This is a genomic window from Fluviirhizobium alvei, from assembly GCF_030551875.1.
In the GTDB taxonomy this organism is placed as follows: domain Bacteria; phylum Pseudomonadota; class Alphaproteobacteria; order Rhizobiales; family Rhizobiaceae; genus Rhizobium_E; species Rhizobium_E alvei.
In genome coordinates this window covers 26690-45482 of record NZ_JAUOZU010000007.1, presented here as the reverse complement: position 1 = coordinate 45482, position 18793 = coordinate 26690, and the positions used below count along the sequence as shown (strand labels likewise).

At 58.1% G+C, this 18793-nt stretch carries 18 protein-coding genes; 7 read left to right on the top strand and 11 right to left on the bottom strand.

Annotated features, from left to right (window positions below; translation table 11 throughout):
* The first annotated feature begins 222 nt into the window (after positions 1 to 222).
* Both Q4481_RS09535 and Q4481_RS09530 read left to right on the top strand, forming a co-directional pair.
* A complete protein-coding gene (locus Q4481_RS09535) occupies positions 223 to 369 on the top strand; it encodes a hypothetical protein (RefSeq protein WP_304376128.1) in 147 nt (48 codons plus the stop codon).
* Positions 370 to 743: 374 nt separating this feature from the next.
* Complete coding sequence (locus Q4481_RS09530; protein WP_304376127.1) at positions 744 to 1388, top strand: MBL fold metallo-hydrolase; 645 nt, start codon at positions 744 to 746, stop codon at positions 1386 to 1388.
* Positions 1389 to 1440: 52 nt separating this feature from the next.
* Here Q4481_RS09530 and Q4481_RS09525 read toward each other — a convergent pair whose 3' ends face one another.
* The 5 genes from Q4481_RS09525 to Q4481_RS09505 all read right to left on the bottom strand — a co-directional run bounded on the left by Q4481_RS09525 (position 1441) and on the right by Q4481_RS09505 (position 6314).
* Positions 1441 to 2022 (bottom strand): BA14K family protein, encoded by a 582-nt coding sequence (locus Q4481_RS09525; protein WP_304376126.1) that lies wholly within the window; start codon positions 2020 to 2022, stop codon positions 1441 to 1443.
* Between the two features lie 319 nt (positions 2023 to 2341).
* Positions 2342 to 2557 carry a cold-shock protein gene (locus Q4481_RS09520; protein WP_304376125.1) on the bottom strand — a complete coding sequence of 72 codons (216 nt, stop codon included), beginning with the start codon at positions 2555 to 2557 and terminating at the stop codon, positions 2342 to 2344.
* A gap of 339 nt (positions 2558 to 2896) precedes the next feature.
* Positions 2897 to 3799 carry a DMT family transporter gene (locus Q4481_RS09515; RefSeq protein WP_304376124.1) on the bottom strand — a complete coding sequence of 301 codons (903 nt, stop codon included), beginning with the start codon at positions 3797 to 3799 and terminating at the stop codon, positions 2897 to 2899.
* A 160-nt stretch (positions 3800 to 3959) separates the two neighbouring features.
* Entirely contained in the window at positions 3960 to 5084 is a 1125-nt protein-coding gene (locus Q4481_RS09510; protein WP_304376565.1) for a PQQ-dependent sugar dehydrogenase, read from the bottom strand.
* 282 nt (positions 5085 to 5366) lie between these two features.
* On the bottom strand, positions 5367 to 6314 hold the full coding sequence (locus Q4481_RS09505) for an EAL domain-containing protein (RefSeq protein WP_304376123.1): 948 nt from the start codon (positions 6312 to 6314) through the stop codon (positions 5367 to 5369).
* A 231-nt stretch (positions 6315 to 6545) separates the two neighbouring features.
* Here Q4481_RS09505 and Q4481_RS09500 point away from each other — a divergent pair, with 231 nt between their 5' ends.
* The 3 genes from Q4481_RS09500 (at position 6546) to Q4481_RS09490 (ending at position 10703) form a co-directional block, all read left to right on the top strand.
* On the top strand, positions 6546 to 7748 hold the full coding sequence (locus Q4481_RS09500) for a pyridoxal phosphate-dependent aminotransferase (RefSeq protein WP_304376122.1): 1203 nt from the start codon (positions 6546 to 6548) through the stop codon (positions 7746 to 7748).
* Between the two features lie 452 nt (positions 7749 to 8200).
* The gene (locus Q4481_RS09495; protein WP_304376121.1) at positions 8201 to 8764 is read left to right on the top strand and encodes a hypothetical protein; all 564 of its coding nucleotides are present in this window, start codon (positions 8201 to 8203) and stop codon (positions 8762 to 8764) included.
* Between the two features lie 124 nt (positions 8765 to 8888).
* Positions 8889 to 10703 (top strand): SLC13 family permease, encoded by a 1815-nt coding sequence (locus tag Q4481_RS09490; RefSeq protein WP_304376120.1) that lies wholly within the window; start codon positions 8889 to 8891, stop codon positions 10701 to 10703.
* A 458-nt stretch (positions 10704 to 11161) separates the two neighbouring features.
* Here the strand turns inward: Q4481_RS09490 and Q4481_RS09485 are convergent, their stop codons facing one another.
* A complete protein-coding gene (locus tag Q4481_RS09485; protein WP_304376119.1) occupies positions 11162 to 12058 on the bottom strand; it encodes a LysR family transcriptional regulator VtlR in 897 nt (298 codons plus the stop codon).
* 34 nt (positions 12059 to 12092) lie between these two features.
* Positions 12093 to 13067, bottom strand: a complete 975-nt coding sequence (gene trxB, locus Q4481_RS09480; RefSeq protein ID WP_304376118.1) for a thioredoxin-disulfide reductase — start codon at positions 13065 to 13067, stop codon at positions 12093 to 12095.
* Positions 13068 to 13292: 225 nt separating this feature from the next.
* Here trxB and Q4481_RS09475 point away from each other — a divergent pair, with 225 nt between their 5' ends.
* Together Q4481_RS09475 and Q4481_RS09470 are read left to right on the top strand one after the other, a co-directional pair.
* On the top strand, positions 13293 to 13832 hold the full coding sequence (locus Q4481_RS09475) for a TRAP transporter small permease subunit (protein WP_304376117.1): 540 nt from the start codon (positions 13293 to 13295) through the stop codon (positions 13830 to 13832).
* Positions 13833 to 13852: 20 nt separating this feature from the next.
* Complete coding sequence (locus Q4481_RS09470; RefSeq protein ID WP_304376116.1) at positions 13853 to 15304, top strand: TRAP transporter large permease; 1452 nt, start codon at positions 13853 to 13855, stop codon at positions 15302 to 15304.
* A gap of 57 nt (positions 15305 to 15361) precedes the next feature.
* On the opposite strand, the gene Q4481_RS09465 is transcribed toward Q4481_RS09470, so the two are convergent.
* From Q4481_RS09465 to greA, 4 genes are read right to left on the bottom strand one after another with little or no spacing between them, the layout of a single operon-like run.
* Entirely contained in the window at positions 15362 to 16159 is a 798-nt protein-coding gene (locus Q4481_RS09465; RefSeq protein WP_304376115.1) for a glycosyltransferase family 25 protein, read from the bottom strand.
* Between the two features lie 31 nt (positions 16160 to 16190).
* Positions 16191 to 17003, bottom strand: coding sequence for a hypothetical protein (locus Q4481_RS09460; protein ID WP_304376114.1), 813 nt, complete (start codon positions 17001 to 17003; stop codon positions 16191 to 16193).
* A gap of 50 nt (positions 17004 to 17053) precedes the next feature.
* Positions 17054 to 18106: a glycosyltransferase family 4 protein gene (locus tag Q4481_RS09455; protein ID WP_304376113.1), complete on the bottom strand. Its 1053-nt coding sequence runs from the start codon at positions 18104 to 18106 to the stop codon at positions 17054 to 17056.
* A gap of 19 nt (positions 18107 to 18125) precedes the next feature.
* Positions 18126 to 18602 carry a transcription elongation factor GreA gene (greA, locus tag Q4481_RS09450; RefSeq protein WP_304376112.1) on the bottom strand — a complete coding sequence of 159 codons (477 nt, stop codon included), beginning with the start codon at positions 18600 to 18602 and terminating at the stop codon, positions 18126 to 18128.
* Positions 18603 to 18793: the final 191 nt, after the last annotated feature.

Sequence of the window (18793 nt, the reverse complement as noted above, 5' to 3'; positions counted from 1 at the left end):
TAGCGGCAAATGCAGTCGGAAAACAGCGTTCTCCTCAGAAATATTCCTCCCATGCCCTCTTCGCTTCCGTGGGTTAGCCGAACAGGGCTCATAATCCCATTCAGTGAACGATTTTACGGATTTCGCAACCGGGAAAGCGTTTCCGAGTTCCCTCGGGAACATCCTGGCGGGCCCATTCGTTATAGACCGGACCAATCAACACAGTTCACTCGGGGAACCATCATGCAAGCCAACGTCACCGCACATCCGCTCCGTCCCGTCGCCACGCTCGTGGTCTGCTGTTCGTTGGCTGTTGCCGGATTGCTTATCGCGACGGTCAGCGTCGGCGCCTCGCCCTCGCAGGGCCAGCAGTATGCCAGCCTCAGGTAATACCAAGCGTCAATGATAGAAACCGATTGCGTGGGACCGGACGCCGTCATCCGACGAGGAGCATACCGGAGAGCGATGCCGGGGCATCGGTCGAGGATTGCGACAAAGTCGGGGACGGATGTCCGGCCCATCCGGAGGACCGGGCGCTTTTGCCCTCCGGACATCGTCGAAAATCCGCGCCGGACCTTCTGGTCCGTCTGTGGTTTTCTCCTCGCCGGAAACCAAAATCGCTTCGGCGCAATCGGCTCCTATCATCGACGCTTGGTATAAGTGCTGCCCATAGGAAACGGTTCGTTGCCCAATGATGGCGTGACAAGGCACTCCGATTCACTATGATCCGGCCCATCTTTTGTGACAGGACCAAGGATCAGGACATGGCCAGACTGCAGGCGGGGATTATTCCCGTCACCCCTTTCCAACAGAATTGCACGGTGCTTTTCGATCCCGACACGATGGAAGGCGTCATCGTCGATCCGGGCGGGGATGTGGAAACGATCCTTCAGACCATTCGTGAAAACAACATCGTTCTCAAAGAGATCTGGATCACCCATGGTCATCTCGACCATGCCGGCGGCGCCATGGAACTCAAGGACGCTCTTGGTCTTGAGATCGTCGGACCGCACAAGGCGGATCAACCGATCATGGATCAGATCGAGGCGCGCTCGGGTGCTTTCGGCGCCAGCGGCATGCGCAACTGCACGCCAGACAAATATCTCGAAGACGGTGACCGCGTATCGTTCGGCGAGCATGTGTTCGAGGTGTACCACACGCCCGGCCATTCCCCCGGCCATGTTATCTTCTTCAACCGGGAACAGAACTTCGCCCATCTTGGCGATGTGCTGTTCAACGGTTCGATCGGCCGCACCGATCTGCCGGGCGGCAATCACCAGCAACTGCTCGATTCGATCCGCGACAAGGTGTTTCCGCTTGGCGATGAGGTCGGTTTCATCTGCGGTCATGGTCCGGGTAGTCGGATTGGCGACGAGCGCCGCACCAATCCCTTCCTGCGCGGACTTTGAAACGAAACGGCCGCCCTCGCAATGGAGGGCGGCCGTGTTCCTTGATCGATGATCAGCCGGCGGTGCAGAAATGATCGCGGCTGTCATAGCCACGATAGGTCCCAGTCGACGGGTTGAAGGAGCGATAGCGTTCCGCACACCAGGCGCGCCAGCCCGGCGTCCATGGTTCGAGCGCGTTGCTATCCGCAACATTAGTGCGGGTCATGCGTTCGCGGGCAGGGGCTTCCGGAAAGTAATCACGGGCCTGATCCTGTCTTTCGACGATCGGGGCTTCATCGCTGTCAAAATCCTCAACAGGTCCTTCAAGTCTTGCCTCCGGCTCGACATAGACCGGTTCGACCTCATCATAGACCGGTTCGACCTCATCATAGACCGGGCCTTCATCGACGATGACGGTGCGGGGTCTGTAGACCGGGCGCGGCCGGTAAACCACACGCGGTTCCGATGCAATTGCATTGCCGATAATGACGCCCGCCGTTAGGCCGATAACGCCTGCGGCAATCGCGGTATTGTTGACATGGCGGCCATGCGGGTGGCGCCAGTAGCGATCGCGGGCGGAGGCAAATTCAAAGGACGATGCCAGGACGGCAATCGATGCGGCGGACAGAATGAGGGTCTTGCCGAACGCGTTCATGATCTTTCCCTGTTCTCAGCCGGTTCCATCTGCCGAAACGGCCGGTCCGATGGTGCCGGGTTCAACTCGATAGACCTGGACTGGCCAGAATGACCGGTCTCGAGATCTGATGCCGGACGCTAAGACCGGCTGCCTGAATGTCATCTGAACGGAAGAGGGCGACAATGTGGCATGCGCCGCGGTCGCTGGTGTGTCATTCCGCGCTCCGCGCTTCGGACGCGGGCGTAGCGCAGGCTTTGGCAATGTGCAGCAAGAGAAAGCAAATAAAAAACCGCTGCTGGCAAGCCAACAGCGGCCAATACTTCAAACTGTCAAGAGATCAACCAGTGACCTGCAGATTAACAGCCTTGGGACCCTTGCCGCGACGATCCGGTTCGGTGTCGAACGAGACCTTCTGGTTTTCGGTCAGGCCGGTCAGGCCGGAAGCCTGCACAGCGGTGATATGTACGAAGATGTCGGAGCCGCCCTTGTCCGGCTTGATAAAGCCAAAGCCCTTGTCGGCATTGAAGAATTTTACGGTGCCCGTTTCGGCCATAGTCGATTCCTTTCCTTGCCGCCAACCGCGGCTCAGTGTCGTCAGTTATGCCCAATATGGGCGTAAACAGGCAGATTTCGACATGAGAGGAAAGGTCCTACTATCGTGTTTACTTTGCAGTTCCCTGCAAAGCATACACCCGGAGTTTTTCACGCCCCCGGCGCGCTATTCTCAAGGTCTTCCCGTTGTTCGCAAATTGCCCGAACGACGCTTACACTGATTGTTTTACCGCGCTTTGGCAAGCAAAACTTTCGGCGTTACTGGAAATTGTCGTTCAGGTGGCCATGTTGTTGAAAGTGCTAAAATACCCCCGCCGAATGCAATGCGATCCTGACGCGTCTAACCTGTTGTAGATACGCCATTTTTGGAATTTTTCCGCAATTCCGGGACCACTTCGACGATAATCATGGCGACGAAAATCATCCCGCAACCGACATAGCCCATCAGACCAATCCGCTCTCCCAGTAGGATCGCACCGAACAGGGCGCCGAACAGGGATTCGCTGGAAAGAAAGATCGCCGCCTGCGGTGCCGTCGTCCAACGCTGGCCGATCACCTGCAGGATGAAGGCGACGCCTGAGGAGAAAACCCCGGCATAGAGGATTTCCGGCAAAGCCTGAATGACCCCGTCGAGGCTCACCGGTTCGAACACGATCGCCATCAGCAAACCGCCGAGACCGCAAACGAGAAACTGGATCGCCGAAAGCGCCATCGGGCGACGGCTACCCGGTGCAAAAATGCCGACCAGAAGGACCTGCAAACCCCAGAAGAAGGCACAGACGACCGTCAGGAGATCGCCCGTGGTCAGGCTGGAGAGTTGACCGCCCGAGAGGAAATAAATGCCCGATACGGCCAGAATGGCGGCGGGCCAGATGATCCAGTGCGGCATTTTCCGCAGGAAGATCACGCTCATCAACGGCACGATGATGACATAGAGCCCGGTCAGGAAACTGGAATTGGTCACCGTTGTGGTCAGAAGGCCGAATTGCTGTGTGGTGGCTCCGGCGAGCAGCGCCAGACCGATTGCAAAGAAGGTCAGGGCTTCGCGACCGCGGAAAGGTTCCTGCACCCGACGGTCTTCGAAGATCGCCAGAGGCAGGGCGACGAAGAATGCCACCAGAAAGCGGGTGCCGACGAACCAGAGCGGCCCCATCGTCTCCATTGCCTGGTTCTGCGCCACGAACCCAGCCCCCCATATGGCGGCGGTCAGCAGCAACAGCATATTGGCTTGGATACGGGTCATGATGGCCTCTGGGTTTAAAAAGCAATGAGAGAGGCACTATAGACTTGCTGCCGTCTGCACAATTTTACGTTTGTGTAATTTTCGATCGATTTCGATCACGGGAATTGATGGATTGCAAATCCATGTTCTGCGATACAAATGCCCGGTCGGTGCTGTAAGCCTATCGGCTGATGCGCAGCAGTTTGCCATCGTCGTCATCGGTGAGGACGAGAAGGGAGCCGTCGAGGTCTTCGTGGATGTCACGCAGGCGACCATAATCATCCTCGAGGAAGCGTTCCTCGCCGATGATGTCGCCAGCCGGGCTGCGAATAAGCCGGGAGATGAGCGAGCCTTTGAGGGCGCTTACGAGGAGATCGCCATTCCATTCCGGAAACATGGCGCCTCGATAGACCACGAGCGCACTTGGCGTGATCGAAGGCACCCAATAATGTTTCGGCTGTTCGAAACCGTCGGCGGAGGTGCCGATGCCGACCGGCGTATCATCATAGTTGACCCCATAGGTCACGACAGGCCAGCCATAATTCTTACCGGGTTCCGGTGTGTTGATCTCATCGCCACCCTTCGGGCCATGTTCGACAGTCCAGAGCTTTCCATCCTGTGCATCGAAGGCAATGCCTTGCGGATTGCGGTGTCCGATCGACCAGAGTTCGGGTAGGGCCGCGAGATTGCTGTAGTAGGGATTGTTTGTGGGCACGCTGCCGTCGCGATTGAGGCGAATGACGGCGCCGCGGTCATCCATGAGATCCTGTGCTGCTGGTGGCACACCATGGTCGCCAATGGTGACGAACAGATAGCCATCGGGAGAAAAGGCGATGCGCGAGCCGAAATTGTAATCGGCCGGATTGGGCGCGCTGAAGCGAAACAGAATTGTCGTCTCTTCGAGCGTGTTGAGATCGTCGGCCAGCCGCGCCGAGAACAGGATGACGCCGACGCCCTTTTTCTGCGCCTGTGTGGCTGTGAAGTAGAGCAGCCGGTCTTTTTCGAAATTGGGGGAAAGTGCGACGTCCAGCAATCCGCCCTGGCCATGCACATAGAGTTTCGGCAGGCCGGGAAGTGGAGCGGAGAGCGTTCCATTCGAGAGGATCCGCACATGGCCTGAACGTTCGGTGATGATGTAGCCGAGCCGGGCGACAGGCATGACGGACCATGGATAATCGAGGCCGGAAGCGAGCGTCTCGACGGTGATGCTCACATCCCTGGTCTGGTAGGACTCATTGGCCTCAACGGAAACGGATTGCGCAAGCAGCAGCAAGGTGAAAAGGCCGGCCCGCGGCCGAAAAGGCATTGGCATATTCTCTCCCGACGACACGCAAGCTGTGAAGCGCCGGAGAGGTCGCCACTGCCCTGTCTTTTGAACTGGCCTGGCGTGCCTCCAGATGATTGGGTTTGGCCCGGCAGGTTGGCTCCCGCTCGTTCATTTGTAGCGGGTTGCCATGATTGCGATTTCACGTATCTCTTCAGCAAGAGAAGAGCGAATCTCTCAAGTTTATCCCGAACGGAGAGAGGGTGGCAACGCCAACGCTACCGACTCGCTGCCAAAGGAGGCACGTCTGAAATGATGGCGGCGTCAGGTGCGGGTGCGCTTCCCAAAAGCCGCTGTGCGTCGATTGGGGCTCGCTGGCAGGGGCGAATAGCCAGAGCGCGGCATGTGGATTTCTGGATTGTAGGGCTCCAGCGTCTGATTGCCGACCGGTTGGAACTTCGTCGGTTCCATGCCGATTTCGGGAAACTCTTCGTTGAAGCTCGTCGGGGCAATCTGCGGCCGCGCCAGCGCATAACCCTGCAGAAGCGGCACATCGAGTTCCCGACAGAGATCAACCTGGCGCAGATCCTCGAGACCTTCGAAAATGGCCGTGACACCCTGTTCGCGGAACTGCTCCACCATTACGCGCAGCAGGGCCGAGCCGGCGGAGTTTTCTAGAAAATCCTTGACCCAGGTCGCTTCGAATTTCACATAGTCCGGCTTCAGCAACCGCAGGCGTTCCGCGTCGCGTTCTTCGGCGCCATATTCGTCGATCGCGATCCTGAACCCATGCTGGCGAAGATCCCGGACGAAGAAGGACAACATGTCGGAACTGTCGTTCTGCTTCTGGGTGATCTCGCAGGCGAGCTGGTCGTTTGTCAGACCGGCTTCGCGGACTGCCAGGCGGATCTTGTCGACCTCGCGGCGAATGTCGTTGATCGTGACGAAAAGACCGGGATGGAAGTTGACAAACAACGAGACCTTGCGGCGGCCGAGCAGGCCGGTGTTGAAAATATGCAGCGTTCGGCAGAGGCTGTCGATCATCGCCTGGTCTTCAACGGCCACCTGCGGGAAAAACTGAGCCGGACGGACCTGCTCGCCATTGAGGCTCGGACGGATCAGTCCTTCGAAGGCCTGAAGCTCAAGAACGCCCTCCTGATCCTGACTGAAGATCGGCTGGAGTGCAGATTCCAGAGTAAAGTCGCGATAGGTCGCGATCCACGCGCCTGTGTGCGAACGTCGCAATTTCGAAAAGATACTGTCAGCGTTCATGACCATTCCCTGCGAAGACGAATTCCGCTCCTACCAAGACATGATAGATATTCATGTCTTACCATTGACTTAAGCCAGATCTGCAACTTTGCAGCATATGAACTAATAGGTCGGATGCGGGACTGCATGGCGTTGCGGGCGCTGCGTGGAACGCTTGATAGCGGGTGGGCATTCCCCTATAAGCGCTGCCGAAACCGCATGGCCACCATCAACCAGCAAGGATCCTGACGCATGGCCTTTCTCGCCGACGCTCTTTCCCGTGTGAAGCCCTCCGCAACCATCGCCGTCGCCCAAAAGGCACGCGAACTGAAGGCCAAGGGGCGCGATGTCATCAGCCTTGGGGCAGGGGAGCCGGATTTCGACACGCCGGACAACATCAAGGCTGCCGCTATCGAGGCCATCAACCGCGGCGAGACCAAATACACGGCCGTTGCCGGGATCGTTGAACTGCGCGAAGCCATTGCCCGCAAGTTCAAGCGCGAAAACAATCTCGATTACACAGCCAATCAGGTCATCGTCGGCACCGGTGGCAAGCAGATCCTTTTCAATGCCTTCATGGCGACGCTGAATGCCGGCGACGAGGTGGTCATCCCGGCGCCGTACTGGGTCAGCTATCCGGAAATGGTGGCGCTGTGCGGCGGCACGCCGGTTTTCGTTCCGACGACGATCGAAAACAATTTCAAGCTCCAGCCGGAAGATCTCGACAAGGCGATCACGCCGAAGACGAAATGGTTCGTCTTCAATTCTCCGTCCAATCCGTCCGGTGCAGCCTATAGCCATGATGAACTCAAGGCGCTCACGGATGTTCTGATGAAGCATCCGCAGGTCTGGATCCTGACCGACGACATGTACGAGCATCTGACCTTCGACGATTTCAAGTTCGCCACACCGGCGGAAGTTGAACCCGGCCTCTATAACCGTACGCTGACCATGAACGGGGTCTCGAAGGCCTACGCAATGACTGGCTGGCGCATCGGCTATGCTGCTGGCCCGCTCGAACTGATCAAGGCAATGGACATGATCCAGGGCCAGCAGACCTCCGGTACAAATACGATCGCGCAGTGGGCTGCCGTGGAAGCCTTGAACGGTCCGCAGGATTTCATCGTCAAGAACAAGAAGGTTTTCCAGGGGCGTCGCGATCTCGTCGTCTCGATGCTGAACCAGGCCAAGGGTCTCCATTGCCCGACGCCGGAAGGCGCCTTCTATGTCTATCCGTCCTGCGCCGGTCTCATTGGCAGGACCTCGCCCTCCGGCAAGGTGATTGCAACGGACGAGGATTTTGTGACCGAACTGCTCGAGGCAGAAGGCGTGGCGGTCGTCCACGGGTCGGCTTTCGGACTGGGTCCGAACTTCCGGATTTCCTATGCGACTTCGGAAGCGCTGCTGGAAGAGGCTTGCCGCAGAATCCAGCGTTTCTGCAACGCCTGCCAATAATTTGTCGCACCTGATTCCTGAAGCCGCGTCCGGATTGCCCGGGCGCGGTCTTTTTTTGATTTTTCCGCCCCGGTGCAGAAATTAACGGTTTGTTAAGCATTTTCCGGTTGCGGTTCAATTGCGCGTATCCAGTGTCGCATAAAATCCGTAAAAATCTTAATATGACATAAAATATACGTTCTTGAGTTGTCTGTCGCGATGATTTTCCGGTGAGAAAAGATTAAATATTCCGGATTTTTTGCCGCAAGATTCGCATGACGCAAGCTTCAGGTCGCTTTCGTGGGTTATGGCCACTCAAAGTTGGCCTTGGTCAAACCCTCGGGTGCGATGCGGCTATGTTGTGGCTGTTTCTTTGACGCAATACCAAATTAAGCGTAGTATCGAGTCGCACAAGTTCTAAGGTATGGGGTTAAGGACGAGGCAGTTGTTATAAGCCTGACAAGGGGGCTTGCATGACTACAGTATCGTCAAGTTCTGGCACTTATTCTGTTTATTACGCTTCTCGCCGCGTTGGCGTCGGTCGGACAAACCGCGACGCGGAAGATCAGCCCGCAACCGATGAATCAGGCTCGTCATGGCCGCGTGAAGCCTCAGATGATCAACGGGCGATTGTTCGCGAAAAATCGGAAGAGAAATCGACAGAAGCGGTTTCCGACGACGTTTTTCGCAGCCTGGCTCAGCCGCAGGTGGCCGGCGGTGATGCGCCCGAAAATCTAGTTCCATCCGAAGCGCTCGATGTGCTTGTGCAATTGCGTCCGCAGGCCGGCATGGTCACGAGCGTCGAAGCCGCCCTTTCCGCCAATGCGCAGCCGTCCTTGAGTGCGCGTTACGAGAATGCGGAACTGTTCGGACCCGGTCTTGTGGCTAACTACAGTGCGCCCGATGCGGATGACCGGGCGGCGCTTATCTCGCAGCCAGCTGCACCGGTCGTGGACGAAGCTCAGGTAGTCGAGGACCTGACCCTATCAGAGCCGATCTCTGATGCTGCCGATCTCCTGAACCTGCTTTCGACCTGAGTAGCGTCACTCAGGAATTGCTAATGCCCCTGCATTGCACAGTTGACCGTCGATCACATCCCATGCTCTAAAAGAGCGCCGGGCTTGTGCTGGCTTCTATTTGCCATCGACTCTATGGGGGCCAATGACATTGATCGAAGCAATGGGTCTGTCTGCCTGGACGCCTTATATCGCGCTCGGCCTCATTTTTCTTCTCATCGTTTCCTTTGCGACGGAAAAGGCGCTGCCAGTGGTGGTTGCCATTGCCGGAATGGCCCTATCGCTCATTCTCGGGCTGATCGACAGCAAGGATATGTTGGCGTCGCTATCGAACAGCGCGCCCTGGACGATCATCGCGATGTTCATCCTGAGTTCGGCGCTTGTCCGGACGGGGATCCTCGATTTCCTGACCGACAGGCTCAAGAGCATCGCAGGCTATGGCGCGACTGTTGCAATCGGCGTCTTTCTTGTGCTGGTGATCCTGGCATCGGCGGTGATGAACAACACGCCGCTGGTCGTCATGATGATGCCGCTGACAATCGGGCTTGCGCGCGTGCTCAACGTTTCGGCATCGCGGCTTTTGATGCCTCTGTCGTTTGCAGCGATCCTCGGAGGGACCATGACCCTGATCGGGACCTCGACGAACCTGCTTGTCGATGGCGTGGCGCGCGAACAGGGTCTGGCGCCGTTCGGTCTGTTCGAAATCTCCTCGGTGGGCATTCTCGTGGCCGCCACCGGCGCGATCTATCTGGCCGTTGCCGCGCGCTACTTCATTCCGGAGCGCGGCGTGGCCGCATCGGCACTTGCCAATCGGCCGAAGAGCCAGTTTCTGGTCGAGGTTCTGATCCCGCACGACAGTCCCATGATCGGACGCAGTCCCAAAGATGTCAGTCTGTTCAATGGCGACGACCGGCGCATCATCGATGTCGTGCGCGGCAACCATTCCATTCGGAACGAAATGGCCGACATTACCCTTGAGGCCGGTGATATCGTGGTAATCAAGTCGCCAGTCGCTAATGTGATGGCGATCCGCGACCGCAAGGGGGTCGAGGTGGCCTCGAGCGTCGATGCCGGCAGCGACGATGATGTCGAAGCCGTGGCATCGCGCAGTTCCTCGGTGATCGAGGCGTTGATCGGCCCGGGCTCGCGGCTGATCGGTCGCACCCTGCGCGAAGAGCGTTTCCGCCGCCGTTATGGCGTCTATCCGATGGCGCTGCACCGGGCTGACATGAATTTCAATCGCCGGCTTGAGGATGTGCGGCTGCAGATCGGCGACCGGCTTCTGCTCGAAGGGGCGCCGGAAGATATCCAGCATCTGGCAGAGACCTCCGGTATCATCAATCTCAATGCGCCGGCAGAGCGCGCGGTGCGCACCACGCATGCGCCGATCGCGCTTGGAACGCTCGTTGGCGTCATGCTCCTGAGTGCGCTGGGTGTGATGCCGATTGCAGCACTTGCCTGGATCGGCGTGGCAATCGTGTTGGTCACGCGATCGATCGATCCGGATGAGGCCTTCGAGGCCGTGGACTGGCAGATCATCATCATGATCTATGCAATGCTCGCGATCGGGAAGGGGCTGGAATCCTCCGGCAGCGTCAATCTGCTCGTGGATGCCGCCTTGCCCTACCTGCAAGGCCTGCCGGTCATTGCGGTGCTGTTGGGCGTTTATCTGCTTGCCTCGGCCCTAACGGAGATCGTTACCAACAATGCCGTTGCTGTCGTTGTGACGCCGGTCGCGATCGCGCTTGCTCAGGCACTCGGGCTGGATCCGCGCGTGTTCGTCGTTACCGTCATGTTTGCCGCCAGCGCCAGTTTCGCGACCCCGATCGGCTATCAGACCAATACGCTCGTCTATTCGGCTGGCGGCTATCGTTTCATGGATTTTGTCGTAGTCGGCCTGCCGCTCAATATTCTTGCGGGATTTGTCACGGTTTTCGGCCTCTGGCTGTTCTGGCTGTGATAGAAATCAGGGCGAAAAAAAAGGGCCACGGAAAGCCGGGCCCTTGAAGTTATGAAGGTTATCAAACCTCCAGAGGGGAACAGCTAATGCGGCGGCACTGGGAGGAAAACCGCCGTGTGCATCAGCTATGTGCGATATGGTGTTTTTTTGTGCATAGCGCAACAACCGGAGATGCATGCCAGCTATGCGCCTTGCGCAATGGTGGCTGTCGAGACATGCTAAGCGCTTATATTAATTCACGAATTAACATTTGCCAAAGCCGCTGTGCCGGCGTGAATATATGAAAAATCCTTCAACAAGCAGCCTGATCGCCCTTGAAATGGTCAAAACGTCCATTCCGTGCGCATGCATTCAAATGCATGGACATGCTGATCGGGGCGTTGTCTCTGCCGAGATTCGCGCGACTGACAGCAGATGTTTCGTAAAATCTGCGCACTGAAGTTGCGTTGAAACTCTTCCTAGAAGTTCCAGTTGCGCGCCTTGGCGACGATAAAGTCGCGGAACACTTTTAGCTTTGCGGCGTTCTTCAGTTCGTCCGGATAGCAGAAATAGGTATCGAAGGACGGCACATCGGCGCTGGTCACCAACTGTACCAGGCCCGGATCGCGGCCGACGATATAGTCCGGCAGCATCGCAATGCCGATGCCGAGCAGGGCGGCGCGCTTGATCGAGGTCAGGCTGTTGATCTGCAGGACCGGCGTGCGCGGACTGTCATCGGGCCGACCGGCGATTTCGAGCCAGTTGACGTCGAGAAGATAGTTCGGTGCCGGTTCGCCGAAGGAAATGATGCGGTGGTTGTCGAGGTCTTCGAGCGTCTGCGGTTCGCCGTGCCGGCTGATATAGGACGGGGCGGCATAGACATGCATATGCACGGTAAACAGCTTGCGCTGGATGAGATCCGACTGCTGCGGCTGGCGCAGGCGAATGGCGCAATCGGCATGGCGCATGTTGACGTCCAGTTCCTCGTTGTCGAGGATCAGCTGTACCTGCATGTCCGGATAGAGGCTGAGGAACTCCTGCACCTTGTCGGTCAGCCAGCCCTGTCCGAGGCCGACCGTGGTGGTGATGCGCAGCTTGCCCGAGGGCTTCTCGGTCGTTTCCGTCAGCTGCATCTTCACCATTTCGAGCTTCATCAGCACCTCATGAGCGGTGCGATAGAGCAGTTCGCCCTGTTCGGTGAGGATCAGGCCGCGGGCATGGCGGTGAAACAGCTTGGTGTTGATTTCCGCCTCAAGCGCGCTGACCTGGCGACTGATGGCCGATTGCGACAGATGCAGTTTGTCTGCTGCATGGGTGAAGGAACCTGCCTCTGCCGCCGCGTGGAAAATGCGCAATTTATCCCAGTCAAGCGGCATTCGGTTCCCCTCTCAATCGTGGTTGGGCTGCAGATTACTCTGCAGCCTGCGCAACATGCAAATGGCCGGCGAGATATCGTTCGGCCTCCAGCGCGGCCATGCAGCCCATGCCGGCTGCCGTGATGGCCTGACGGAACGTGTCGTCGGTGACATCGCCAGCGGCGAAGACGCCTTCGATGCTGGTGGCCGTCGAATCCGGAGCGGTCCAGAGATAGCCGTTTGGCTTCATCTTCAACTGCCCCGCGAAGAGTTCGGTCGCCGGAGCATGGCCGATGGCGACGAAGACACCATCGATCGGCCTTTCGGCGATCTCGCCCGTCTTGACATTGCGGATCTTGACCGAGGTTACGGAGGCGGGCATCGGCGGATGCAGCTGTTCACCCTGGAATTCGGCGATTTCCGAATTCCAGAGAACGTTGACATTGGCCTGGGCGAACAGGCGTTCCTGCAGGATCTTTTCAGAGCGGAACGAATCCCTCCGGTGCACCACCGTGACCGATTTTGCGATATTGGAGAGATAGAGCGCTTCTTCGACAGCCGAATTGCCGCCGCCGACCACGATCACATCCTTGTTGCGATAGAAGAAACCGTCGCAGGTCGCGCAGGCGGAGATGCCGAAGCCCTGATAGCTCTTCTCGCTTTCGATCCCCAGCCACTTGGCTTTCGCACCGGTGGCAATGACGACCGTATCGGCGGTCCAGTCCTGACCGGAATCCGTCTTGAGGCGGAAGGGACGAACGGAGAAATCCACGGACGTGACGAGATCGCTGACGATTTCGGCGCCGACATGCTTGGCCTGGTTGAGCATCTGCTCCATCAGCCACGGGCCCTGAACCGGATCGGCAAAACCGGGATAGTTTTCCACATCGGTGGTGATCATCAGCTGGCCACCCTGTTCCATGCCGGCGATCAGAACCGGGCTCAGCATCGCGCGCGCAGCATAGATCGCAGCGGTGTAGCCGGCCGGTCCGGAACCGATGATCAAGACTTTAGTATGACGCGCAGACATGGGGTTTCCCTTGCATTTCGTGTGCCAACTGCCAAACAGGCAGACTAATGACGTTATCTATGATCGGAGGGTGCGACTATTCAAGTGCATAGTCGCTTTTCCACCGATAGAGTGCAATGTCAGACGGCGGGCAAAGCCCGAAGACTATCAATCAAAGGCCTGTTCGTTTAAACAGGTTAAAAAAATCAGGGGAACTGCGCAGAAAGCGCAATGCTGGGAGGTTCAATGGAAGCTCTACTGTCTTTCAGTCGCGGCATCGATGCCGTCTCCAGGAAGCTTGGCCAATTTGCTGATTATCTTGTTCTGCTTTGCAGTCTCATCAGCGCAGGCAATGCGATCGTCCGCTATCTTTTTTCCTACAGCTCCAACGGCTGGCTGGAAATCCAGTGGTACATGTTTGCCGCGATCGTTCTTCTCGGCGCCTCCTATACGCTCAAGATGAACGAGCATGTGCGCGTCGATCTGTTTTACGGATCAGTCAGTGACCGCACGCGGCTTTTCATTGATATCTTCGGCATCATCTTCTTCCTTCTGCCGGTAACCGCCTATTTTGCCTGGGCATGCTGGCCCTTCTTCTATGGCTCTTATCTCGAGGGCGAGATGTCGCCCAACGCGTCGGGGCTTATCCGGTGGCCGGTCAAACTCGTTCTCGTCATTGGTTTCGCCTTCCTGTTTCTCCAGGGCGTTTCGGAACTGATCAAGCGGCTCGCAGCCCTGTTCGGCAAGGTTGCGATCGATACGAAATATGAAAAACCGCTGCAGTAACCGAGCGAGGAGAACCTGACATGTTTGATTTCGGTATCATCCCGCCGCTGATGTTCTTCGGCATGGTTGCCTTCATGCTCTACGGCTTTCCGGTGGCGTTCTCGCTGGCGGCAGTCGGCCTGTTTTTCGGCGTGATCGGCATTGCGACAGGGCATTTCGACGCCGTGTTCCTCGAAGCGCTGCCATTTCGCTTCTATGGCATCATTTCCAACGAGCTGCTGCTCGCCATCCCTTTCTTCACTTTCATGGGCGCCATTCTCGAACGATGCGGACTGGCGGAAGATCTTCTTGAGGGAACGGGCAAGCTGTTCGGTGGTATTCCAGGTGGCCTTGCTTTTGCCGTCATCATCGTGGGTGCCATTCTCGGTGCCATCACCGGCACGGTTGCCGCATCGGTGATCACGATGGGCATGATCTCGCTTCCGATCATGCAGCGCTACGGCTACAACATGAAGCTCGCGACCGGGGTCATCGCGGCCTCCGGCACGATCACCCAGCTCATCCCGCCTTCGCTGGTTCTGGTGGTGTTGGCAGACCAGCTCGGCAAATCTGTTGGCGACATGTATGCCGGTGCGATCGGCCCGTCGCTGCTGCAGGTCGGCATCTTCATTCTCTATGTCGCGATCCTGGCGATCGTTCGTCCGAACATGATGCCGCCGCTGCCGAAAGAGGCGCGTGGCGATCTCGACGGCAAGCTGATCATCAAGGTTCTGATGGGCATGATCCCGTCGATCGTGCTCATCTTCCTCGTGCTGGGGACGATCTTTATGGGGCTGGCGACGCCCACCGAGGCCGGTGCGCTCGGTGTCGTCGGTGCCATCGTTCTGGCTGCCATCAACCGCCGTCTCACCTGGCCGTTGATCCGCCAGGGAATGGAATCGACCATGCGCATCACGTCGATGGTGGTGTTCATCCTGATCGGTTCGACCGTATTCAGCCTCGTCTTCCAGGGAATGGATGGATCGCGCTGGATCGAACATATGCTCAGCGGCCTGCCGGGCGGGGCCATCGGCTTCCTCATCTTCGTCAATATCTTCGTCTTCATCCTCGCCTTCTTTCTCGATTTCTTCGAGATTGCCTTCATCATCATTCCGATGCTGGCACCGGTTGCTTCGGCTCTGGGCATCGATCTGGTCTGGTTCGGCGTCCTTCTCTGCGTCAACATGCAGACAAGCTTCATGCATCCGCCCTTCGGCTTTGCCCTGTTCTATCTGAGAGGCATTGCGCCGCCATCGGTCAAAAGCTCCGATATCTATCTCGGTGCGCTTCCCTGGGTCGGTTTGCAGCTGATCCTGGTGGCGATCGTGATCTTCTGGCCGGAGTCCGTGACTTACTGGCTCGACAATGGTCCGAAGGTCGATCCGAATTCGATCGAGATCAAGATCGACCTGCCGACACTTGGCGGAGACCAGAACGCACCGGGCGGATTGCCGGGAATGCCGAATCTCGGTCTCCCCCCGATCGGCAACTGATCATATTCCGGCCCGGGAGACCGGGGCGGGCAATCGTTCAACAATCGCGGGAAGGCGTCAGCTTCGGGGCTGGCGCCTTTTCAGCATGCGGGCGAAACGGCGCTTATGGCGCCAGGCGAGGATCTTGTCCTGCATCAGCCGCGATTGTTTGGCAAAACCGTAATACCACATGCGATTGTCACGGCTGCGGTTCTTGGCCGCCGATGCCTCGATCAGGCTTTCCGTATCGCTAGTGATGACCGGCGACGGCAGAAAGGCGTAGCCATGGCCCGCACGCGTCAGCCAGTGGCGGAAGTAGTTGTCGATGGGCGCGAAGATCTTCTGATGGCGATCGACAAACTGCTGTGCGCCCTTGCGTGACCAGACGATCGCGCTCGTCAGCATTGGGAAATAATGGGCAGCCACCAGAGCATGATCCGTCTTATCCTGCGTGTAGGAGGCGATGGGGGTGACGAATTTGGCACGCGGATTGCCGATATTGATCAGGATCCAGTCCGGGTCGATGGCGTTCAGATCCGGGATCGCGGCTTCCAGCAATGGGAGCGGATTGCTGAGTGGCAGTGCATCGTCTTCGAGGATCAGGGCATAGTCGGCGTCTGAGGCGAGGAAGGCGCGTGCTGCCTTGAGATGGCTATGGAAGCAGCCGATTTCGCCGCCGATCAGTGCCCGGCCCATGTACCGGCTGGCGGCCACGGAATCGTAGTCGGCGATCTTGTCGAGATCGAACTTGCGCCCATCGACGGCCGAAACGCGTTCGAAGCCGATGCCAAAGCCATCGAGAATGCCGCGCAAGGATTGAAGCCGCTCCGTGCTGCCGTCGAGGTTGATGACATAGGTGTTGAGACGAATGGTCATTGTCGTTCCTGGCCGGTCGTATCCCGGATGCTCAAAGGGTTCTGGCGATTTCGAAATCGAACCGGCGGCCAAAATGATCGGCGGCGAGATCGAGGAAGGACCGTTCCGGTACGCGGCCGCCACACTTGTCGCGCAGATGGTTGCGCAGCGCCTTGCCCCAGAGATGAACGGCGAGCGTTTCCTCCGGAAAGGATGTGAGGCTCAGATCGTCGGGCGTCGCGAAGCGTTTCGCCTGTTCGAAGGCAATCGGATAGAAGGCGTTGATGCCAAGCGCCTCCCGGATCTCCCCCGTCTTGCCGAGATGATGGGTCAGCGCGCGCGGTCCCACGGAGCCCCAGGGCCAATCGGAAATATGCAGGCCCATTCCGAGCGATTTGACGATGTACTTGAAGCGTCGGAACCCGCGCAGCGTGGCCGGATAGCCGCGCGTGTCAACATTGTAGAGCGACAGCTCCCGCAATGCTGCCGAGCTCTTGGGAAGGCGCAGGACCGCACCGTTGACCTCGTTGGCACTTTCATAGCCGAAGAGATAGGGCTTGTCGGAGGGCAGGGGGCGCAAGAGAACGATATCGAGATCGACCCAGGTGGCATCGGTCTTGTTGAGGAGCGCATAACGGAAAAGATCCGAATGAAGTGCGGCACTGCCCGTCTTGCGGTGGCGGACGATTTCGCTATCGAGGATCTCGCGGGCCGGGCGGATCTCGATGCCGGGTGGCACCCCCTTCAGCTCATCCGTCGTGTAAATCACGAGCTTGTGGCCGGCGGCGATGACGGAAAGCGCGCTGATCTGTTCGATAATGCCGAGTGGGGCACCGAACCAGAACGTCGCCAGCGTATCGGTCATGGTCTTTCCTTCTTTTGCCGGGTCGCGTGTCCTGCCCGTGTGCATATACATCAAACGAGGCTGGAATAGATCGCTCCAAGCGAGCGCGCTTCGGTTTCAATCGAAAAATTCGCCAAAACATTGCGCCGCCCGGCATTTCCCACAGTCTGGCGCAAAGGCGCGTCATCCATGTAACGGGCCGCAGCTTGCGTCATTCCGTCAAGGTCGTCGATCGCAATCAGGGTGCCGGTTTCGCCGTCTCGGTTCTGAAGCTGTTCGGAAAAGGCGCCGACATCGGTCGCCACCACCGGGACTGCGGTTGCCATGGCTTCGAGCGGCGTCAGGCCGAAGCCTTCCCAGCGCTGCGGGGCAATGAACAGATCGAGGGTTCGGTACCAGTCGTTGATGTTGGTGTGCTCGCCAACGAAGAGAATGCGATCGGAAAGGCCGGCTGCCGCGACGCGGGCCCGCAACCCATCCTCGAATGCCTGATGCTTGCCGACGGCGCGCCCGGCGATGATGGCGCTCCAGTCCGGACGATCCGGCAGCAGGCGGATCATGCTTTCGACAAAGAGATCAGTGCCCTTCTGATGGCGAACCCGGCCGAAGCAACCTGCATAATGTCGCGTGGGATCGAGCCCGAGCGTGCTCTTGGCAAGCGCCATGTCCGTCGGCGGACTAAAGCGTTCCGGGTCGATTCCATGCATGATCACGGTCGATGGCCGTTCGAGATAGGTTGCGGTCTTGGCGCTGGTGGCAATCACCGCATCCATTTTCGAGATGAGGAACTTCGTCCAGCCGGAATGCTTGCGCTGTGAGGCGGAGGTGAAGACGAGCTTCAATTTCATGCGCAGAAGATCGCGCATCACAAGACCCGGCAGCATCTCGATATTGCGGCGGGCATGCCAGACGCGGTGATGTTTTCCGGCGGGCGGGCTCCAGAGAGCCAGAAGATCCCGCCAGCGCAGTGCGGGCAGGGACGCAGGCAGACCGGGGCCGATCGTTGCAATCTTCTGCCCGAGCCGCGTCTGTACCGGCACGAGCTGAATGATTGTCGATGTGACCCCGGAAAGCCGGATCTTGAAATTGGGTACGATGACCTCGACGTTGCCTATGTCAGGCATGGTGCGCATCGGCGGGCGTTCAGCCCCACTGCACCGCGAGGACTTCGTAAGCCTTCGAACCGCCGGGTGCGTTGACCTCGATGGAATCCCCCACTTCCTTGCCGATCAGCGCACGCGCGATCGGAGAGGAGATCGAGATACGACCGGACTTTACGTCGGCTTCCTGGTCACCGACGATCTGATAGGTCTTTTCCTCTTCGGTATCTTCATCGACAAGCTTGACGGTGGCGCCAAACTTGATCTTGGAGCCGGACATCTTGGAGAGGTCGATCACTTCGGCACGGGCAATGAAATCCTCGAGCTCGCCGATGCGGCCTTCATTGTGGCTCTGGGCTTCCTTGGCGGCATGGTACTCGGCATTTTCCGACAGGTCGCCATGGGCGCGCGCTTCGGCAATCGCCTCGATGATCCGGGGACGCTCCTCCTGCTGGCGCCAGCGAAGCTCTTCGTTGAGCTTCACAAAACCGGACTGCGTCATCGGTACCTTTTCAACCATTTCCTTACCTCGGTATTCGGTGTCCCATTCGATCGGACACAAAAAGAAAACGGTCCCTGAAGCGTGAACTTCAGAACCGTTGCGAAATAGAACCACGCTTATAGCAGAGTCCCGACCTGATTTGCGAGCTTTTTTTAGTTGGAGCCGATAGGCGGCCGGAACCGGCCGCCAGGATGCTGCCGTCGCAGCAA